The 16,618-nt window shown below is 71.5% G+C and carries 14 protein-coding genes; 7 read left to right on the top strand and 7 right to left on the bottom strand.

The annotated features are described in order from the left end of the window. Positions 1–409: 409 nt before the first annotated feature. Positions 410–613 (bottom strand): ClpX C4-type zinc finger protein, encoded by a 204-nt coding sequence (locus tag Raf01_RS05720; RefSeq protein ID WP_203916651.1) that lies wholly within the window; start codon positions 611–613, stop codon positions 410–412. 91 nt (positions 614–704) lie between these two features. Continuing rightward, positions 705–5,135, bottom strand: coding sequence for a PDDEXK-like endonuclease domain-containing protein (locus Raf01_RS05715; protein WP_239133399.1), 4,431 nt, complete (start codon positions 5,133–5,135; stop codon positions 705–707). Between the two features lie 176 nt (positions 5,136–5,311). Between Raf01_RS05715 and Raf01_RS05710 the strand changes: the two genes are divergently transcribed. Continuing rightward, a complete protein-coding gene (locus tag Raf01_RS05710) occupies positions 5,312–6,082 on the top strand; it encodes a DUF72 domain-containing protein (protein ID WP_203916649.1) in 771 nt (256 codons plus the stop codon). A 129-nt stretch (positions 6,083–6,211) separates the two neighbouring features. On the opposite strand, the gene Raf01_RS05705 is transcribed toward Raf01_RS05710, so the two are convergent. The 3 genes from Raf01_RS05705 to Raf01_RS05695 all read right to left on the bottom strand — a co-directional run bounded on the left by Raf01_RS05705 (position 6,212) and on the right by Raf01_RS05695 (position 8,141). Beyond that, positions 6,212–6,517 carry a DUF6582 domain-containing protein gene (locus Raf01_RS05705; protein WP_203916648.1) on the bottom strand — a complete coding sequence of 102 codons (306 nt, stop codon included), beginning with the start codon at positions 6,515–6,517 and terminating at the stop codon, positions 6,212–6,214. A gap of 52 nt (positions 6,518–6,569) precedes the next feature. Next, entirely contained in the window at positions 6,570–6,974 is a 405-nt protein-coding gene (locus Raf01_RS05700; protein ID WP_203916647.1) for a DUF3817 domain-containing protein, read from the bottom strand. Between the two features lie 114 nt (positions 6,975–7,088). Then, entirely contained in the window at positions 7,089–8,141 is a 1,053-nt protein-coding gene (locus tag Raf01_RS05695; RefSeq protein WP_203916646.1) for a cation diffusion facilitator family transporter, read from the bottom strand. A gap of 282 nt (positions 8,142–8,423) precedes the next feature. Between Raf01_RS05695 and Raf01_RS05690 the strand changes: the two genes are divergently transcribed. The 3 genes from Raf01_RS05690 (at position 8,424) to Raf01_RS05680 (ending at position 10,767) form a co-directional block, all read left to right on the top strand. Next, a complete protein-coding gene (locus tag Raf01_RS05690) occupies positions 8,424–9,041 on the top strand; it encodes an ArsR/SmtB family transcription factor (RefSeq protein WP_203916645.1) in 618 nt (205 codons plus the stop codon). A 55-nt stretch (positions 9,042–9,096) separates the two neighbouring features. Then, positions 9,097–10,497: an MFS transporter gene (locus Raf01_RS05685; protein WP_203916644.1), complete on the top strand. Its 1,401-nt coding sequence runs from the start codon at positions 9,097–9,099 to the stop codon at positions 10,495–10,497. A gap of 78 nt (positions 10,498–10,575) precedes the next feature. Further along, positions 10,576–10,767 (top strand): hypothetical protein, encoded by a 192-nt coding sequence (locus Raf01_RS05680; protein WP_203916643.1) that lies wholly within the window; start codon positions 10,576–10,578, stop codon positions 10,765–10,767. Positions 10,768–10,803: 36 nt separating this feature from the next. Here Raf01_RS05680 and Raf01_RS05675 read toward each other — a convergent pair whose 3' ends face one another. Further along, positions 10,804–11,454, bottom strand: a complete 651-nt coding sequence (locus tag Raf01_RS05675; RefSeq protein ID WP_203916642.1) for a DUF1345 domain-containing protein — start codon at positions 11,452–11,454, stop codon at positions 10,804–10,806. Between the two features lie 145 nt (positions 11,455–11,599). Between Raf01_RS05675 and serA the strand changes: the two genes are divergently transcribed. The 3 genes from serA to Raf01_RS05660 all read left to right on the top strand — a co-directional run bounded on the left by serA (position 11,600) and on the right by Raf01_RS05660 (position 15,523). Further along, positions 11,600–12,817, top strand: coding sequence for a phosphoglycerate dehydrogenase (serA, locus tag Raf01_RS05670; RefSeq protein ID WP_203916641.1), 1,218 nt, complete (start codon positions 11,600–11,602; stop codon positions 12,815–12,817). 262 nt (positions 12,818–13,079) lie between these two features. Next, on the top strand, positions 13,080–14,603 hold the full coding sequence (locus Raf01_RS05665) for an MFS transporter (RefSeq protein ID WP_275412961.1): 1,524 nt from the start codon (positions 13,080–13,082) through the stop codon (positions 14,601–14,603). Then, on the top strand, positions 14,600–15,523 hold the full coding sequence (locus tag Raf01_RS05660; protein WP_203916640.1) for a helix-turn-helix domain-containing protein: 924 nt from the start codon (positions 14,600–14,602) through the stop codon (positions 15,521–15,523). The genes Raf01_RS05665 and Raf01_RS05660 overlap by 4 nt, the downstream gene beginning before the upstream one ends. Here Raf01_RS05660 and Raf01_RS05655 read toward each other — a convergent pair. Further along, a complete protein-coding gene (locus Raf01_RS05655; RefSeq protein WP_203916639.1) occupies positions 15,510–16,616 on the bottom strand; it encodes a winged helix DNA-binding domain-containing protein in 1,107 nt (368 codons plus the stop codon). The two genes, Raf01_RS05660 and Raf01_RS05655, sit on opposite strands and share 14 nt — an antisense overlap. Positions 16,617–16,618 lie beyond the last annotated feature (2 nt).

The following is a 16,618-nucleotide window of genomic DNA, read 5'->3' as shown; positions in this document are numbered from 1 at the left end:
ACCGACCAACCTGAACAACGCCGTGCTCCTCTGCGGATTTCACCACCGGGTCATCCATCAGGGCCACTGGCAGGTCAGGATCGCCACCGACGGCCTACCCGAATTCATCCCGCCCCCATACATCGACGCGGAACAGCAACCCCGCCGCGACAACTACCACCGACGCGAATAGCACGCGCCGGAGCGTCATAGCCACCGCCAGGGCAACCCCGCCCCACATCAAGAGCGCCGATCGGGCCGTCCTGCGGAGCCTTCACCCGCGGCATCGCACGGGGGTGCGTGCTCTGTCGGCGGCTTTTCAGCTCTTCACGGGCCAGTTTTATCGGCTCTTCAGGGGCCCCGTCTTCTCAGCTCTTCAGGGGCAGTTTTCAGCTCTTCAGGGACAGTTTTCGGCTCTTCAGGGGCGGTTTCAGCTCTTCAGGGGCCAGCGCTGAGACCAGCCACCGACCGGCGGCGTCAGACCAACTTCCTGATCGAAAATCTCGGCGCACTTGGCGACACACACCTGACAGACGATCGGACCAGCGCTGGTCGCCACAACCCGCACCTCCCGGTTGTGCCGCCCGCAGAGCGAACACGTGACGTCGCTGAACTGGGAGGGATCATCGACCATCCGGACATGCTAGTCGTGAGAGAGCTTGCCAGGCACATAGCGCTTGCGGAGCCCACAGAGCTTCCGGAGCCGACAGCCCCGTGGAATCGGGCTACGGCAGCAGGCCGAGGTCGGTCGCGCGCTGGAACACCGGAGCCAGCGCCACGTCCGGATCCCGGTGGAAGACGCTGGAGCGGATCCGTACGAACCTGGCGTTGCCCACCCGTTCCAGGATGGCTTGCCGGCGCAGGTCGACGGCGAACGCCTCGGCGCCGTGGTAGCGGTCGCCGTCGCACTCGATGGCCAACCGCCGGCCGTCCGGCGCGGGCAGTACGAAGTCGATGCGGAAGGCGCCGATCCGGAACTGCGGTACCGGCGACAGTCCGCGCTGCCGCAGCCGGCGCAGCACGGCGCGCTCGAAGTCGTTGGTACAGGCGGCTTCCGGGTCCTCCGGTGGCCGCTCGGCCAGCCGCGGTTGCTGACAGTAGGCCAGGAGCAGGGCGCGGGCGTCGTCGGCGGGCAGCTCCTCCGGCCGTACCGAGTGGAACAGCCACAGCTGGTCTCGGGCACGCGACGCCGCGACGTTGATGCGCCGGTGGTACTCGCGCCGGGTGAACGCGCCGATCGCGGAGCCCTCCGGACCCTGCGCGACCACCATGGACACGAGCACGACGTCCCGCTCGTCGCCCTGGAACGTGTACGGGTCGCCGACCCGCAGCCGCCTACGTTCCAGCTCCTCGGCGCCGATCGCCTCACGCAGCCGGTGCTGGAGGTACGCGGCCTGGCCGCTGGTGGACAGCAGGCTCACCACGCCGATGCTCCGGCCGTCGTACCGGGGATCGTCGACGATCAGCGCCACACGGCTGACCAGCGCCTCGGCTTCGGCGACGTTGACCTCGCCGAAATCGTCGCGCTGCTCGCGCAGCCCACCGGGGACGAACACAGCGGTGACCGGGATGTCGATACCGGCCGGAGAGTCGGCGCGCAGCGGTTGGATCTTGCGGTCGTAATAGGTGTCGCTGGAGAACGCGATGATCGCCGGTACGCACCGGAAGTGCTCGGTGAGCAGGATGCGCTCGGGCGACCGCCGTACCGCGTGGTCGTACAGGCTGCTCTCGGTGTCGAAGTGGGCGCTGGACGGTACCGCCCGCAGATGGTCGGCGATCAGCGCCCCGACCTTGTCCGACGGCACTCCGACCAGCTGCGGCCCGATCTGCTGGTCGTCTCCGACCACGACGGCACGCCGGGCCAGGCTGAGGACCGGCAGGGCGAAGATGTCCGCCTGTGACGCCTCGTCCACGATCACCACGTCGAACAGGGGCTCGCCGCCCCGGAACTGCTCCAACGCCCGGTCGATGGACATCACCCAGACCGGTACCGCGGTCACCGCCTCGGTCATCGCCTGCTGCGCCATCGCCTGCCAGTGCGCGGCGCTCTTCCCGGTACCCTTGCCGATCTTCCGCAGCGCGGCCGTCCAGTCGGCGAGGGCGGCCTTCTTCCGGTCGTCCAGACTGCGAGCGACGCCCAGCCAGGCGGCGGTGACCACCAGCTCGCCGACCAGCGACCGGATCTGGTCGCGGCAGCGCTCCACGCGCCGGCCCAGGGCGGCCGTGTCGACCTGGCCGACCACGTCGTCGAACCAAGTCTGCGCCTGTCGCCAGCGCCAGGCCCGGTGCGCGTGCTCGCCCGAGTCGGGTACCGCGGTGCCGGCCTCGATCAGGCCGGTCCAGCCCGGCGCCACCGGAGCCAGCCGAGCGGCGAGTTCGGCGAAGCGCAGCGCGTCCGGGCGTACGGTCCACAGCCGACGGATCTCGGCCAGTGCGGCGTCCCAGCCGGCCAGGTCGTCCTCGCGCCAGGCGGCGGCGAGCGCGGCGAGCGGGCCGGGGTGGGCCGGGTCAGAGCCGGGATGGGTCAGGTCAGGGTCGGGGCTGGCCGGGTCGGGGCCGGCGTTCGCGCCCGGTGTGCCGCCCGCCTCCAGCGTCGCGATCCAGCCGGCCATCGCCTCCCGCTCAGCGAGCAGCCGGTCGGCGAGCAGCACGTTGCCGCACGCCTCGACGGTGCCGGCCAGTTCGGCCAGGGTACGGGCGTCCACGTGCGGCTGCGCCGGAGCGAGGACCGCGCTCAGCGTCTCTGCCAGCGCCGGCCACCGGCTCCGTTCCCAGTCCAGCGCGCCGATCGCCGTGGCGAGCAGCTGCCCGGCCCAGATCTCGGGCTCGGCACCGGGCGGTACCGGAAAATCCAGCCGGGCCGACCACTCGGCCCAGCGCGTGGCGAGCTGGGAACGGAGCTGTGCCCGCTCGACGCTCGCGATGACCAGCTCGACGTCGGCCACGGCGCGCAGTTCCTCCCCGTCGACCCGGCACGCGGCCATGAGCCGGTGCAGGTCGGCGTGCGTGAACCGGCCGATCTTCCGGCCCTCGGCCAGGCGGTCCCGGGCGTCGGTCAGCGCCCGCAGGAGTTGCCTGGGTGCGGCGGCGTGCTCCTCCGGTACCTCGATCCGCCGGCCGGCCAGGAACGCGGTACGACTGCTCAGCTCGGCGAGGGCCTGCTGGCACCCGTCGACGTGCGCGTCCCACACTGCCTGCCAGGCCGGGTCGCGCAGCAGGTGCCCGAGCCGGTCGGTCCAGCTTCCTTCCCGCCGGGCCAGCTCACCGGCCGCTTCCCGGAGCGCCCGGGCCAGTTCGTCGAGCCGTTGCTGGCCGAGCTGCCGTACCCCGTCCGGGCGCACGCCGCGATCCAGCAACGCGTCCGCCGCCTTGCGGGCATTGCCGTACGCGTTCCGGCGCGCGGCCAGTTGCTCGCCGGTCGGTAGCTGTCCGTCCACCGGCAGCGGCCGGCACGCGGCCGCCCGGTCGGCGGGCGGGATCCGGCGGGCCAGGTCGGCCAACGCCGCGAACTCGGCCACCGTCAGGGGCGGCGGCTCCTCCGGCGGTACCGCGTCCGGAATGAGTGCCAGCGACGCCGCGCTGGTACGCAGCCACTCGCCCACCTCGCTCGCGGTGCCGGTGCCCTCGGCCGGGCTCGCGCCCGTACCCCCGGTCAGCTCGAAGGTCGCGGACTCCCGCTCGGCGGCCTCGCGCAACCGTTCCTGGGCCGCGGCCAGCTCGTCCTCGGCCCGTTCGATCTCGGCTTCCAGCTTGTCGGCCCAGCGCGCCTCGGCGTCTTTGTCCAGGGTTGCCGCGCGGTCGGACAGCTCCCGGGCGGCGATCTGCAACTGGACCAACTGGTCGGCGGAGCGGCCGAGGATGGCCAGGCACAGGGGCTGGATCTGTTCGGGCAGCCCGTCCCGCAGGACGCGCAGCGGGTCCTCTTTCTGAGCCAGGACGAGTACCCGCTTGCCGTGCGCGACCAGATGGCAGATCAGGTTGCGGATGGTATGGGTCTTACCGGTGCCCGGCGGTCCCTGTACGGCGACGCCTCGGTGCTGCGCCAACCGCCGGGCGATGGACTCCTGCGCCTCGTTGCTGGGCATCGGCATGAGCAACCGTTCGCCCACCCGCCGCCAAGCGTCCGGATCGTCGCCCGGCAGGCGCAGCCGGCTCGGCTCGTGCGCGAGCACGCTGGCCAGCGCGCCGACCTGACCGTCCTGATGAGACAGTCGGGTACGCATGTCCTCGAGGAACCGCCGGACCATCCGCTGCCTCGGCCGGGCGAACAGCACTCCGGTACCGGTGATGTCCTTTGTGGACAGTGCCAGTCGACGGGCGGCGCGGTCGATAAACGTCGCGAGATCCGTCTCGTCCCACGGGTCGACGTCGACCTGTCCGACCGGGCCGCCCAGGTCGATCAGGTCGGCGACCCGCCGGCTGTCGAGGTCGGCCAGGGCGTCCGGCTGCAGGCGCGGCGGGCCCTGCGGTACGACGCGTACCTCCGCGCTCTCCGGGTCATACTCGATCGCCACGGGCGTGGCCAGCAGCGGGTACGCGATCCGGTGCCCGCCCACCACGGTGCGCAGGACGGCGTGGCCCCACACGAGTTCGGTGCTGGCGGTGTTCATGTCAAGGCGGTAGCGGAGATCGTAGAGCCGGTCGTGCAGGCGCCGCACGGCCTCGGCCGAGGCGGCGGCCCGCGACCAGGGCCGCCAGGTCTGCTCCAGCCAGCGCAGCAGTTCGTCCTGTCGCGCCCGGGCCGCCTCGCCGAGATCGCGGCCGGCCAGGCTCGACTCGTCCAGGCTCGACTTGTTTAGGCCCGGCTTGTCGAGGCTCGACTCGTCCAGGCTTGACTTGTCCAGGATCGACTTGTGCAGGGTCGGCTCGTCCATATAGGACAGATCCCAGGACAGGTGGGCGACCAGGCCGGTCGGGATCTCCGGGTCGGGCGGCGCGGCGGGCCTGCCGACCCGCAGCCAGGGGCCGCCGGGTTCGGTCGGCCCCGACCGGCACGCCGGATCGGAGGGCAGGTCCGCCTGCCAATAGGCGTCGGCCGATGGCACGGTGCGAACCGGCCTGTCCAGCAGGGACCTGACCGCGAGCAGGTATTCCACCAGGGAGACCGCGCGACCGTGCAGGGCTCCCGGGCTGTCCGCCTCGACCACCCCGTCCACCCGCACGACGGTAGTCCCCGGGCCGCTACGGCGGCCACTCGGCATGCGGTCAACCGCGGTTGCCGGGGTGGTTGACCGTTCGGTGGCGGCACTCCGGTCGTGGCGGCTTCCGATCGACGGCGCGGACAGCGGCGGCTTCCGGTTAGCGGCGAGGGTCCGCGGGTACTCCGGCGGGCGTGATCGTGGTGGGTACGTCGGGCTGGCAGTACCGGGACTGGCGCGGCCGGTTCTATCCCGAGGACGTGCCGCAGCGCCGGTGGCTGGAGCACTATGCCTCGGCGTTCGCCACCGTCGAGGTCAACAACGCGTTCTACCGGCTTCCCGAGCGGGACACGTTCGCCCAGTGGCGGGAACGCACGCCGGACGACTTCTGCGTCGCGGTCAAGATGAGCCGCTACCTGACCCACATCAAGCGGCTGATCGAGCCGGCCGAACCGGTGGCAAGGTTCCTGTCCCGGGCCGATGGCCTGGGCGACCGGCTGGGCCCGGTACTGCTCCAGTTGCCGCCCACGCTGGCGGCGGACCCGCCCGTACTGGCGGCGACGCTGGCCCGCTTTCCGGCCGGGGTACGGGTCGCGGTGGAACCCCGGCACGAGTCCTGGTGGACGGCCGAGGTGCGCACGGTACTGGAGCGCCATGGCGCGGCACTGGCCTGGGCTGACCGGCGTGGCCCGGTGACGCCACTGTGGCGCACGGCCGACTGGGGGTACCTGCGGCTGCACGAGGGGCGGGCGCAGCCCCGGCCCCGGTACGGGCGGGCGGCGCTGGCCTCCTGGTTGGACCGGCTGGCTGCCGCGTACGCGCTGGATCGTGAGCCGGTGTACGTGTACTTCAACAACGATCCGGGCGGCGCCGCGATCCGGGACGCGGCGGCCCTGGCCGCGCGGGCGGAACGGCGGGGGCTGTCGATCACCCGCCACCCGGCTCCGGCATCGCTGGCCTGGTGACACAGCTGGCCTGGTGACACAGCTGGAATTTGGTGACACAGCCGGTCTCGTGACTCAGCCGGCCTGGTGACCACCCCCGGCCCGGCGATTGCGCCGGCCCCGTGATTGCGCTGGCCCGGTGAGGCGGGCTCAGCCGCGCTTGTGAGCGGGATTCGCCGTGTGCGGCAACTTCCCGAGCTCGCGCCAGTTGCTCTCGACCATGTCCACGCCGAAGTGCTTCGCGGCCGCCTTGATGTTGGCGAACGCCTGGTCGCGCTCGTTGTCGGTCACGCCCTGAACCTGGTCAAAGCGGGCCAAAGCATTCTGAACGTGCCGGGCGTCCGTCAGCGGCTCCTTGCGCTTGTCCGGAAACGCGTACACGGTGTCGGGCAGGTCGCGCTTCTCCTTGCTGGAGAGCGCGCCGTGCTCGGTCTGGGGTTTCCAGGTGACCTTCATGTCCGATCCGGTACCCGACCCCCGGTGCCATCAAACGGGAGGTCGGCGCAGGTCAGCCCGGTTGTGTCGAGCGCTCCCGCTGCCGTGCCTCGACCGCCTCACGGGCCGCCCGCTGGTTGTCCTGCCAGGCGCGGGTCATGCTCCGCTCGGCGAAGAACGCGCCGAACGGCACGGTTCCCGCCAGCAACACCAGCACCAGCTTCACCAGCGGTATCCGCAGCCGCACGGTCAACTCGAACGCGCAGATCAGGTAGACCATGTAAGCGAAGCCGTGGATCTGCCCGACGATCGCCTCCAGCGTCTTGTCGTGCCCCCAGATCTGGATCGGAATGGCGACGAACACCAGGACGAGCAGGAAGACCGCGGTGAAGTAGGCCATGAACCGGTACCGGAACAGCACCCCGCGGCTGACCGGCGAGCGTACCGGCGCGGCGGGCGCGGCCTGGGATGACGACATTCCCCGAGAGTAACCGCCACGGATCCCGAGGTACCGGCCGGTCCGGATACCGGTGACCGGCCCGGCCCCGACCGGCCCAGGCCCGCTCAAGACGGTCCGCTCAGGACAGCCGGCTCAAGACGCCGGCCGGCCCGCGGGTGGCTGCCCGGCGTCGGCCGGTGCGGGCCGCGGGTCGCGTTCCAGGATGTCGCCGTACCGGGCCAGTACCCGGGCGCGCAGCACGGGATCGTTGCGCGGTACGGGCTCCAGGAAGACCTCGTCGAGATCGTTGAACTCCTCGCGCAGCGTCCCGTCGATGCGCACACACGCCCGTTCCAAATCCGCGGCGTTCAGCGTGTCGCGGAAGTCGAGCCGCGCGCAGAGCAAAATCCGGTCACTGCCCACGATCATGGTCAGGATGTCGACGACCTTCTCCACCTCGGGCTGTTCGGCCAGCCGGATGCGGATGCCCCGTACCAGCTTGATGTTTGCCTGCTGGCCGATCAGCAGCCCCTTGCTGGTCTGGGCGAGCTGGTAGGCCACCACCACCAGCAGCGCGCTGATCGCCAGCGCGGCCGAGCCGTCCCACACCGCCGAACCGGTCGCCTGGTGCAGTGCCAGGCCGGCGAAGGCCAGCAGGATGCCGATGAGCGCGGCGGAGTCCTCCAGCACCACGCTCTTGACCGTGGGATCGCGGGGAGTCCTCAGGTACGACCTCCAGGTCTCACCGAGGCGGGCCGCCTCCGCTCTGAGCTGCCGTACTCCCTGGCTGAACGAGATGCTCTCAAGCACCGCGGACAGGGCGAGCACCACGTACCCCACCCAGGCATCCCGGCCCTCCGGTCCGCCCTCGCCGCGGAGCGTGCGGTACCCCTCGTAGAACGAGAACGCCGCCCCGGAGACAAGGATGCCGACGGCGGCGAGCAGCGACCAGAAGAAGCGCTCCTTGCCGTATCCGAACGGGTGACGCCGGTCGGCCGGCCGGCGCGAACGGCGCAGCGCGGTGAGCAGCAGCAGCTCGGTGACCGTGTCGCCCACGGAGTGGGCCGCCTCGGACAGCAGCGCGGCGGAGCCGGTGAGCAGGCCGGCCAGCGCCTTCAGGATGGCGATGCCGAGGTTGGCGGCCAGCGCGAGCAGCACGGTGAGCGTGCTGCCGTCGGTTGACTTGTTCTGGCCCGCCGTCGTCATGCCTCTCATCTTGGCGGTTCCGGGCCGGGCGCGCTTCCTTCGGATCGAGCGGGCCCCGCCGGGGTGGCCGCAAACGAGCAGCCCGCCGGGATGGCCGGAATGACGTGGCCGGAATGACGTGGCCGCGATGCCCCGACGAGGCGTCGTCGCGCCGCAACAGGACGGCGGCCGGAACCGGGACGGCGGCAGCGGGGAGTCCGCAAATCCTGAAAGGCTCTTTCACATCTACTGGATCGGTGGTTAACTGTGAAAGAGCCTTTCAGAGTTGACCCCGGAGGATCGATGAGCCCGGAGCGCCGCACCACGATCAGCGAGCCGGAGGCGATGGCCGCGCTGACCCATCCGGTCCGGTTGGACCTGCTCAACTACCTGATGGCGGAGGGTCCGGCGACCGCGTCGCGGTGCGCCCGCGCGGTCGGCGACACGCCGTCGAACTGCAGCTACCACCTGCGCGTGCTGGCCAGGCATGGGCTGGTCGGCGCCGAGGAGTCGGCCGACGGGCGGGAGCGGCCGTGGCGGGCGCTGATCACCGGATACGAGGTGGAGGGCGCCCGGGACGAGCCGGGCACTCCCCGGGCTCAGAGCGCGGCGGCCCTGCTCGCCCTGTCGGTGCAGCGCGACCAGCGGCTGGTGCGCGACTACCTGGCTCACCGCGACCGGGCGCCTCGGCGCTGGCGGCAGGCCGACGGGTACAGCACCTACACGCTGCGGATGACGCCCGCGGAGCTGACCGCGCTGGGTGAACGGCTGGACGCGCTGATCCGGCCGTACATCGCCGCGACCCGCGAGGACGCCCCGCGCGGCGCCGAACTGGTGCACCTCGGGCTGCACGCCTTCGCGATCGAGCCGACCGCCGAGAGCGGCGACCCCGAGCCGCCGGACGCCGGGACGCGGCCATGACTGCGCTGCGCACCGAGAGCGCCGCCGTGACCGCGCCGGACACGGGAGCGCGGCCGTGACCGCGCTGCGCCGCGTTGACCTGCGTCCCGTTGCCCTGCGCCGGCCGGATTTCCGGCGGCTGTGGGTGGCCGGCCTGATCTCCGACACCGGCGACTGGCTACTGCTGACCAGCCTGCCCATCCTGGTGTACCAGCTGACGGGCACCACGCTGGGCACCGCGTACGCGTTCCTCATCGAGCTGGCACCGGCCGTCGCGCTGGCGCCACTGGCCGGCCGGCTCGCCGACCGGCTCGACCGGCGTGCCCTGCTCATCGCGGTGTCGCTGGCGCAGGCGGCGGCGCTGGTACCACTGGCGTTCTGGCCCCGGCTGCCGGTCGTCTACGCGGTGATCGCCGTAGAGGCCGCGCTCACCTGCCTGTTCGACCCGGCCAAGAACGCGCTGCTGCCCACGCTCGTCGAGGCGGACGAGCTGGTCTCGGCCAACTCGATGATTGGGCTGAACCTGAACCTCGGTCGCCTGGTCGGCGGCCCGCTCGGCGGCCTGCTGCTCGGCTTCGGGGACCTGCGCGCGATCGTCGCCGTGGACGCGGTCAGCTTCCTCCTCGCGGTACTGCTGATCGCCCGGGTACGCGCGGCGCGCCCGCCGGCCCCGGACGACTCCCCCGAGCTGACGCACCCGGCTGGGGGGCACCCGCTGGGCCGGCCGGCAGTACGGGCGTCGTTGCTGGTGGCTTTCGTGGCCAGCATCGCGCAGGGCCTGTTCATCGTGCTGTTCGTGGTGTTCGTGGCCCGGGTGCTCGCCGGCGATGCCGCGGAGACCGGGCTGCTGCGCGGCGTCCAGGCGATCGGGGCGATCGGCGGCGGGCTGCTGCTGGCGTTCGCCCACCGGTCGGGGTCGTCGCGCGGCACCGGACGCGCCGACCCGAGTCGGTCGGGCGACCGGTCCGGGTCGCTCGCGGGCCTGGCCTGTATCGCCTTCGGAGTGGTGGCGCTGCTGACCTGGAACGCTCCTCGGCTGACCACGGCCGAACCGCTGTACGTCGTGCTGTTCATCGCGGCCGGTGCACCCGGTCTGGCAATGGTCGCCGGGCTCACCAGCGTGCTCCAACAATCCACAGTGGACGGTGAGCGAGGGAGGGTGTTCGCCGCCTTCGGCGTGGCCATGGCGACCGGACAGGCGGCCGGGATGCTGGCCGGCGGACTGCTCGGCGACCGGCTCGGGGTGGTGCCGCTGCTGAACGCGCAGGGCTGCGCGTACCTGCTGGCCGGCGCGCTCGCGCTGGTCTGGCTGACCGGGCGCCGCGCGGCAGCCGGTGCCCACGGCCCCGAACCAGTCCACGACCCGGTGCGGAGGGGCCTGGAACCGAACAGCGCCGCGTCGAGCGCTGAACCGAACAGCCGGGAACCGAACAGCGCCGCGTCGAGCAGCGCGGTGGCGGAGCCGGACCTCCGGTAACCCCGCGCCGCATGAGTGATTACCGACCGTTTCGGCTGGGTACGATGATTGGCACCTTCGGGCCATCTGTGAGGACCCATGTCCGGTTTTCTCCGCTCGTCACCCGATCGCCGCACCGCCCGCCGGTGGGCGCTTCGCCGCCGGGCCGTGCGACGCCGGATGAACCGGCGCCGGCTGCGCGTGACGTTGCTGGTCGGTGCGGGCGTGGCCCTGTTCCTGCTGCTCTGCTGCGGCGGCATGATCGTCGGGCAGGGGACCCGGTTCGGCTGACGGGCCCGAAAGCTCGCCGACAGATCCGGCTGGCGCTCACTTGCCGCCGAGTCCGGCGATCAGGTTGATGGTGACCGCCACGATGACCGTGCCGAACAGGTACGAGACCAGCGCGTGCCGCAGCGCGATCGACCGCGCCTCCTGCGTCTCCAGCTTGGTGTCCGACACCTGGAACGTCATCCCGATGGTGAATGCCATGTAGGCGAAGTCCGCGTAGGCGGGGGCCTCCGTCTGGTTGAAACTGATGCCGCCGTCCGGTCCGGTGTAGTACATCCGGGCGTACCGCAGCGTGAACGTCGTGTGCACCAGCGCCCAGGACAGCACGATGCTGGCGATCGCGAGCGCGACCTGGAACAGTTCCCTGAGGCCACCGGCGTGCCGGGCCCGGACGAGCACGAAACCCACCGCGACCAGGCTGGCCACCGCCGCGAAGATCAGGAGCACGTCGGCGATCGGCCGCGTCGGGTCCTCGTGTCCGGCGCGGGCCGCGGTCTGCTCCGCGTTCATCGGCCAGATCACCGTCCAGATCAGCCCCACCCAGGTCAGCGCCGTGGCGTCCCATCCAATCAACGGGGCCAGCTGCCACGGCCCGAACGCGGCGGCGAACGCCCCGACGACCAGACCCGAGGCGGCGGCGATGGCGACCCGGGTCAGAGCCGAGGCGCGCCGCGGCGTCTTGAAGGACATGCACCGCTCCTACCCATATCCGGCGACACCACCCGGACGGCGCGGATCGGGTGAGTACCGCGCTGGGCTACGCTCGTCCGGTGGCCAGACCCATCGCCGTGTCTGGCGGATCGGCGGGCTGCGGTCAGGGCGGGAAAACGGACTGATGATGATCGACCACGACAAGGTACGAGTGCTCCTCCTGGAAAACATCCATCCGGACGCGGTGTCCCGGCTGGAGACCGAGGGCTACCACGTGGAGACCGTGGGGCGGGCGCTGGACGAGGACGAGCTGATCGAGCGGATCGACGGCGTACAACTCCTGGGGATCCGATCCAAGACCCAGGTCACCGCACGGGTACTCGAGGCCGCGTCCGATCTGGTGGCGATTGGCGCTTTCTGCATCGGTACCGACCAGATCGACCTTTCGGTCGCCGCCGCCCGCGGCGTGGCGGTGTTCAACGCGCCGTTCTCCAACACACGCAGCGTGGTCGAGCTCGCGCTGGCCGAGATCATCGCGCTCACCCGCCGGCTCACCGAGAAGAACGCCGGCATGCACGCCGGGGTCTGGGACAAGGCCGCCGACGGCAGCCATGAGGTGCGCGGGCGCAGCCTGGGCATCGTCGGGTACGGCAACATTGGCACCCAGCTCTCGGTGCTCGCCGAGAACCTGGGCATGCGCGTGTACTTCTACGACACCGCGGACAAGCTGACCCTCGGCAACGCGCAGCGCTGCGGCACGCTCGACGAACTGCTCGAGAACTCGGACGTGGTGACCCTGCACGTGGACGGCCGGCCGGGCAACAGCGGATTCTTCGGCGAGGCACAGTTCGCCCGGATGCGGGACCAGAGCCTGTTCCTGAACCTCAGCCGGGGCTTCGTGATCGACCACGCGGCGCTGCGCCGCCACCTGGTCTCCGGACACCTGGCCGGCGCCGCCGTGGACGTCTTCCCCGAAGAGCCGAAGGGCCGAGGCGACGAGTTCGTGTCGGAGTTGCGCGGCCTGCCCAACGTGATCCTCACTCCGCACATCGGCGGCTCGACCGAGGAAGCGCAGGCGGACATCGGCGGATTCGTGGCCGGCAAGCTCGCCCAGTTCGTCGGCGAGGGCAACACGACGCTGTCGTCCAACCTGCCGGCGATCGCGCTGCCCCAGCAGCCCGGCACCTACCGGCTGGTGCACATCCACCGCAACATGCCCGGCGTACTGGCTCAGGTCAACAGCATCCTCGCCGAGCACTCGGTGAACGTCGAGGGGCAACTGCTGTCCACCCGCGGCGAGTTCGGCTACCTGCTCACCGATATCGGCATCGACTACTCCGAGATCGTGTTGACGAAGCTGCGGGCGATGAAGGAGACGGTGCGCCTACGCGTCGTGAGGTGACGTAAGGCGAGGTGAGGTGTGGCGAGGTGAGGTGTGGCGAGGTGAGCGCCCGGCCGGCCGGTCCACGGACCGCGCCGGCCGCCCGACCTGACGCCGCACGACCTCACACCGCACCACCTCACGCCGCACCACCTTCACACCGCATCGCTGTTAGGCCACACCGCCCTTACGCCGCACCGCCTTTACCTGGCGGGTAATCGACAGGCCGCACGCCCAGAGGCGATCGTGATCGGGCAAGCCGATCCGACCTCGGGAGTATTTCGTGACTGTCACCGACATCACCGATCAGCCGATCCGCCCCGGCGCGGCCCGCCAAGACACAGGCCGCCAGGACACCGGCCGCCAGGACACGGGCCGCCTCGGGCCGCCCGACGCCGCCGAGCGGCCGCCGCGACGCGGGCTGCTGCCGGTCATGCTGGCCGGCGTCTTCATGACCTCGCTCGACGTGTTCATCGTCAACGTCGCCATCCCGGCGACCGAGCGGCAGTTGCATGCCGGTCCCGGGGCGGTCCAGTGGATCGTGGCGGGCTTCGGCCTCGCGGTCGCGGCCGGGGTGATCACCGGCGGCCGGCTCGGCGACCTGTACGGGCGCCGGCGCATGTACGCCCTCGGAATGGCACTGTTCACCCTCGCCTCGGCGGCCTGCGGGCTGGCTCCCAGCCCCGGCGCGTTGATCGCCGCCCGGGTGGCTCAGGGCGTCGCCGCGGCCATCATGTCTCCGCAGGCGCTGGCCATCCTGGGTACCGCACTGACCGGAAGGGCACTGCACCGGGCGGTCAGCGCGTACGGCATGGCCATGGGGCTGGCGGCGGTGTTCGGCCAGTTGATCGGTGGGGTGCTGATCGAGGCCAACCCGCTCGGGCTCAGCTGGCGTTCCTGCTTCCTGGTCAACCTCCCGGTGGGGGCGCTGGCGCTGGTGCTGATCCCCCGGGTGGTGCCGGAGTCGCGGGGCACCGGACGATCCCGGCTGGATCTGGTCGGCGTGTTCCTGGTGACCCTCGCGCTGGTGGCCAGCGTGCTGCCGTTGATCCAGGCCGGATCGACCGGCTGGCCGGCGTGGACGTGGCCGTGCTTCGGCGCCGCCGGGGTGCTGTTCGCGGCGTTCATCGGGTACCAGCTGAGGTTGAGCCGGCGCGGCGGCGAACCGCTGATCGAGCCGGCTCTGTTCCGGATGCGCACCTTCAGCGTCGGACTGCTCACGCAGCTGGTCTTCTGGACCGGCCTGGGTTCCTTCTTCCTGGTCTTCGCGCTCTACATCCAGCAGGGGCGCGGGCGCAGCCCGCTGGGCGCCGGACTGATCTTCACCGCGATCGGCGCGGGCTACCTGGCCACCTCCACCACGTCGCACCGGATCGCTGCCCGGCTCGGACGGTGGACGGTGCCGGCCGGGACGCTGCTGATGGCCGCCGGACTGGCCCTGCTCTGGGAGGTCGTCGGCCGGAGCGGCACCCACGGGTCGCCGTTCTGGCTCGTCCCGCCGCTGGTCATCGACGGGATCGGCATGGGCATGACCCTGTCGCCACTGGTCACGACCTCGATGACCGGGATGCCGCCGCGCCACGCCGGAGCGGCCAGCGGTGTGCTGTCGACCACGATGCAGGTCGGTGGCGCGCTGGGCGTGTCCGTGGTGGGTGTGGTCTTCTACCGGGCGCTGGCCGGTGGGCATCCGCACGCGTTCCAGGCGAGCCTGGTGTACCTGATCGGAGTGGCGCTCGCCACTGCTGCGCTGATCCAGTTCCTTCCCCGCGACCGGTCGGGGCGCGAGCAGGCGAGGATAGGGCGATGACCACGAGTCCGCTGCGACCCGCACGCCCTGCCGGTGCCGGCTCCACCGGCCCCTCGTCGACCGGGCACTCGCCAACGGCGCACTCGTCGACGGGGCCCTCGTCGACCGGGCGCTCATCGACGGGCCCCCGGCGGCCGGTGGGCGAGCTGCTGCGCGAGTGGCGCGAGCGGCGCCGGCTCAGCCAACTGGAACTGTCCATCCAGGCCGACATCTCCACCCGGCACCTGAGCTTCGTGGAGACCGGGCGGTCCCGACCGAGCAGCGAGATGATCGTGCGCCTGACCGAACAGCTGGACGTGCCGCTGCGCGAACGGAACCAGGTACTGCTGGCCGGCGGGTACGCGCCGGCGTACCCGGAGACGTCGCTGACGGCGCCGGAGATGACGACCGTACGGGAGATGGTGCGGCGAGTGCTTGCCGGGCACGAGCCGTACCCGGCGCTGGTGGCCGACCGGCACTGGAACCTGATGGAGGCGAACACCGGGATCGCCCTGTTCACCGAGGGCTGCGCCGCCGGCCTGCTGGAGCCACCGGTGAACGTGCTGCGGCTGAGCCTGCACCCGGACGGGATGGCGCCACGCATCGTGAATCTGGCGGAGTGGCGCGCTCACATCCTGGGCCGGCTGCACCGGCAGGCCACCACGACGGCCGATCCAAAGCTGTTCGAGATGCACGAGGAGCTGTCCGGGTACCCGGGCGGTGAGGCCACCACCGGACCGGGGGGCGAGCCGGTACCGAACCCGATCATGGTGCCGCTGCGGTACCGGTACGGCGAGCGGGAGCTGTCCTTCTTCAGTACGACGGCGGTGTTCGGTACCCCACTGGACGTCACGCTCGCCGAGCTGGCGATCGAGTCGTTCTTCCCCGCGGATCCGGAGACCGCGGAGTTCCTCGGCGACCGGCGCGTCACTGGCCGGTGAAGACGACATCGTGGCGCGCCGCGTCCGGCTCCGCGAAACGCAGCAGCCGCAGGCCCTCGGCGGTCAGCGCTTCAATGTCCGTTGTGGACAGTGCGCGGAACGGCGTCACGGTGAGGGTCGCGGCGTCCCGCTGCCGAGCTGTCCGCCAGAGCCCCCGGACCATGCCGTCGACCAGGATCGTGGCTTGAACGATGCCGTTCTGCGTGAACACCACTCTGCGGTGCTCGTCGCTGATCACCCGGGTGCGGTCGGCGTGCGACAGCAACAGGTCGTCGAACGGTGCCACGAACCGCACGGGCGCCGGAGTCTCCGGGTCGGGACGCGGCGCGTCGGGCAGGTCGAACAGCTCGCGACCCCGCTCGTCGCGGAACGTACGCAGCCGGGGGCGCAGCCGCTCGAAGACCGGACGCAGCCGGGTCATGCCGGCCCACGCCTGGGCGTCGGCCACGCTCGCCGGCCCGAATCCGGCGAGGTAACGCAGCACAACGTCCTCAATGGACGGAGCCGGATCGAGCGGCCGGCCCAGCCACGCCTCCACCGTCGTGCACACCGGCGATCCGCCGGCACCCCAGATGCCCCTGGGCGGCGTCTGAACCAGCGGAAGCAATGCGCGCAACGCGAAGGCGAGCGCGGCCGGGTCCCGGTCGGGCCACCGCCGTGCGAGCAGAGTCCCGGCGTCCGCCGTGGTCCGCGGCTTGTCCTCCAGCAGTGCCCGCCCGGCCGTGGCGAGAGCCGGAAGGTCGATGCCGTCGAGCCTCGGCGCATATGTCGTATTGCGTAGCGCGCGCTCCATCGTCGACCGGAGCAGCGGCCGGAGGGTCAGGCTGTCGCCGGCGTCAACCAGATAGACCGTGCCGCGCATGAGCGCGATGCGCACCACGACCCGGTCGAGGATCAGCCGGGACAGGTCGTCGGGATCGAACCGGGCCAGCCGGCTCCACAGCGCGAAGTAGGGCGGAGTGGGCGCCTGGGCCTGCAGACCCACCAGCTGCCGGACGACCGCCAACGGCTCCGAGTCCCAGCGGCGCAGGAGGTGCTGGCGCGCGAGCAGGGCGCGGTTGATTGCCCGCTGGCTGAGTACGTCGGACGTCACGG

This window comes from Rugosimonospora africana, from assembly GCF_016862975.1.
Classification (GTDB): Bacteria; Actinomycetota; Actinomycetes; order Mycobacteriales; family Micromonosporaceae; genus Rugosimonospora; species Rugosimonospora africana.
Note: the sequence above shows the minus strand (reverse complement) of the source record. Positions and strands in the feature narration are given on the sequence as shown.

What these genes read in the sequence shown, in the direction of transcription:
- Raf01_RS05720 (WP_203916651.1), bottom strand. Translation starts at nt 613, where the DNA reads ATGGTCGATGATCCCTCCCAGTTCAGCGACGTCACGTGTTCGCTCTGC.
- Raf01_RS05705 (WP_203916648.1), bottom strand. Translation starts at nt 6,517, where the DNA reads ATGAAGGTCACCTGGAAACCCCAGACCGAGCACGGCGCGCTCTCCAGC.
- Raf01_RS05700 (WP_203916647.1), bottom strand. Translation starts at nt 6,974, where the DNA reads ATGTCGTCATCCCAGGCCGCGCCCGCCGCGCCGGTACGCTCGCCGGTC.
- Raf01_RS05695 (WP_203916646.1), bottom strand. Translation starts at nt 8,141, where the DNA reads ATGACGACGGCGGGCCAGAACAAGTCAACCGACGGCAGCACGCTCACC.
- Raf01_RS05690 (WP_203916645.1), top strand. Translation starts at nt 8,424, where the DNA reads ATGAGCCCGGAGCGCCGCACCACGATCAGCGAGCCGGAGGCGATGGCC.
- Raf01_RS05680 (WP_203916643.1), top strand. Translation starts at nt 10,576, where the DNA reads ATGTCCGGTTTTCTCCGCTCGTCACCCGATCGCCGCACCGCCCGCCGG.
- Raf01_RS05675 (WP_203916642.1), bottom strand. Translation starts at nt 11,454, where the DNA reads ATGTCCTTCAAGACGCCGCGGCGCGCCTCGGCTCTGACCCGGGTCGCC.
- serA (WP_203916641.1), top strand. Translation starts at nt 11,600, where the DNA reads ATGATGATCGACCACGACAAGGTACGAGTGCTCCTCCTGGAAAACATC.
- Raf01_RS05660 (WP_203916640.1), top strand. Translation starts at nt 14,600, where the DNA reads ATGACCACGAGTCCGCTGCGACCCGCACGCCCTGCCGGTGCCGGCTCC.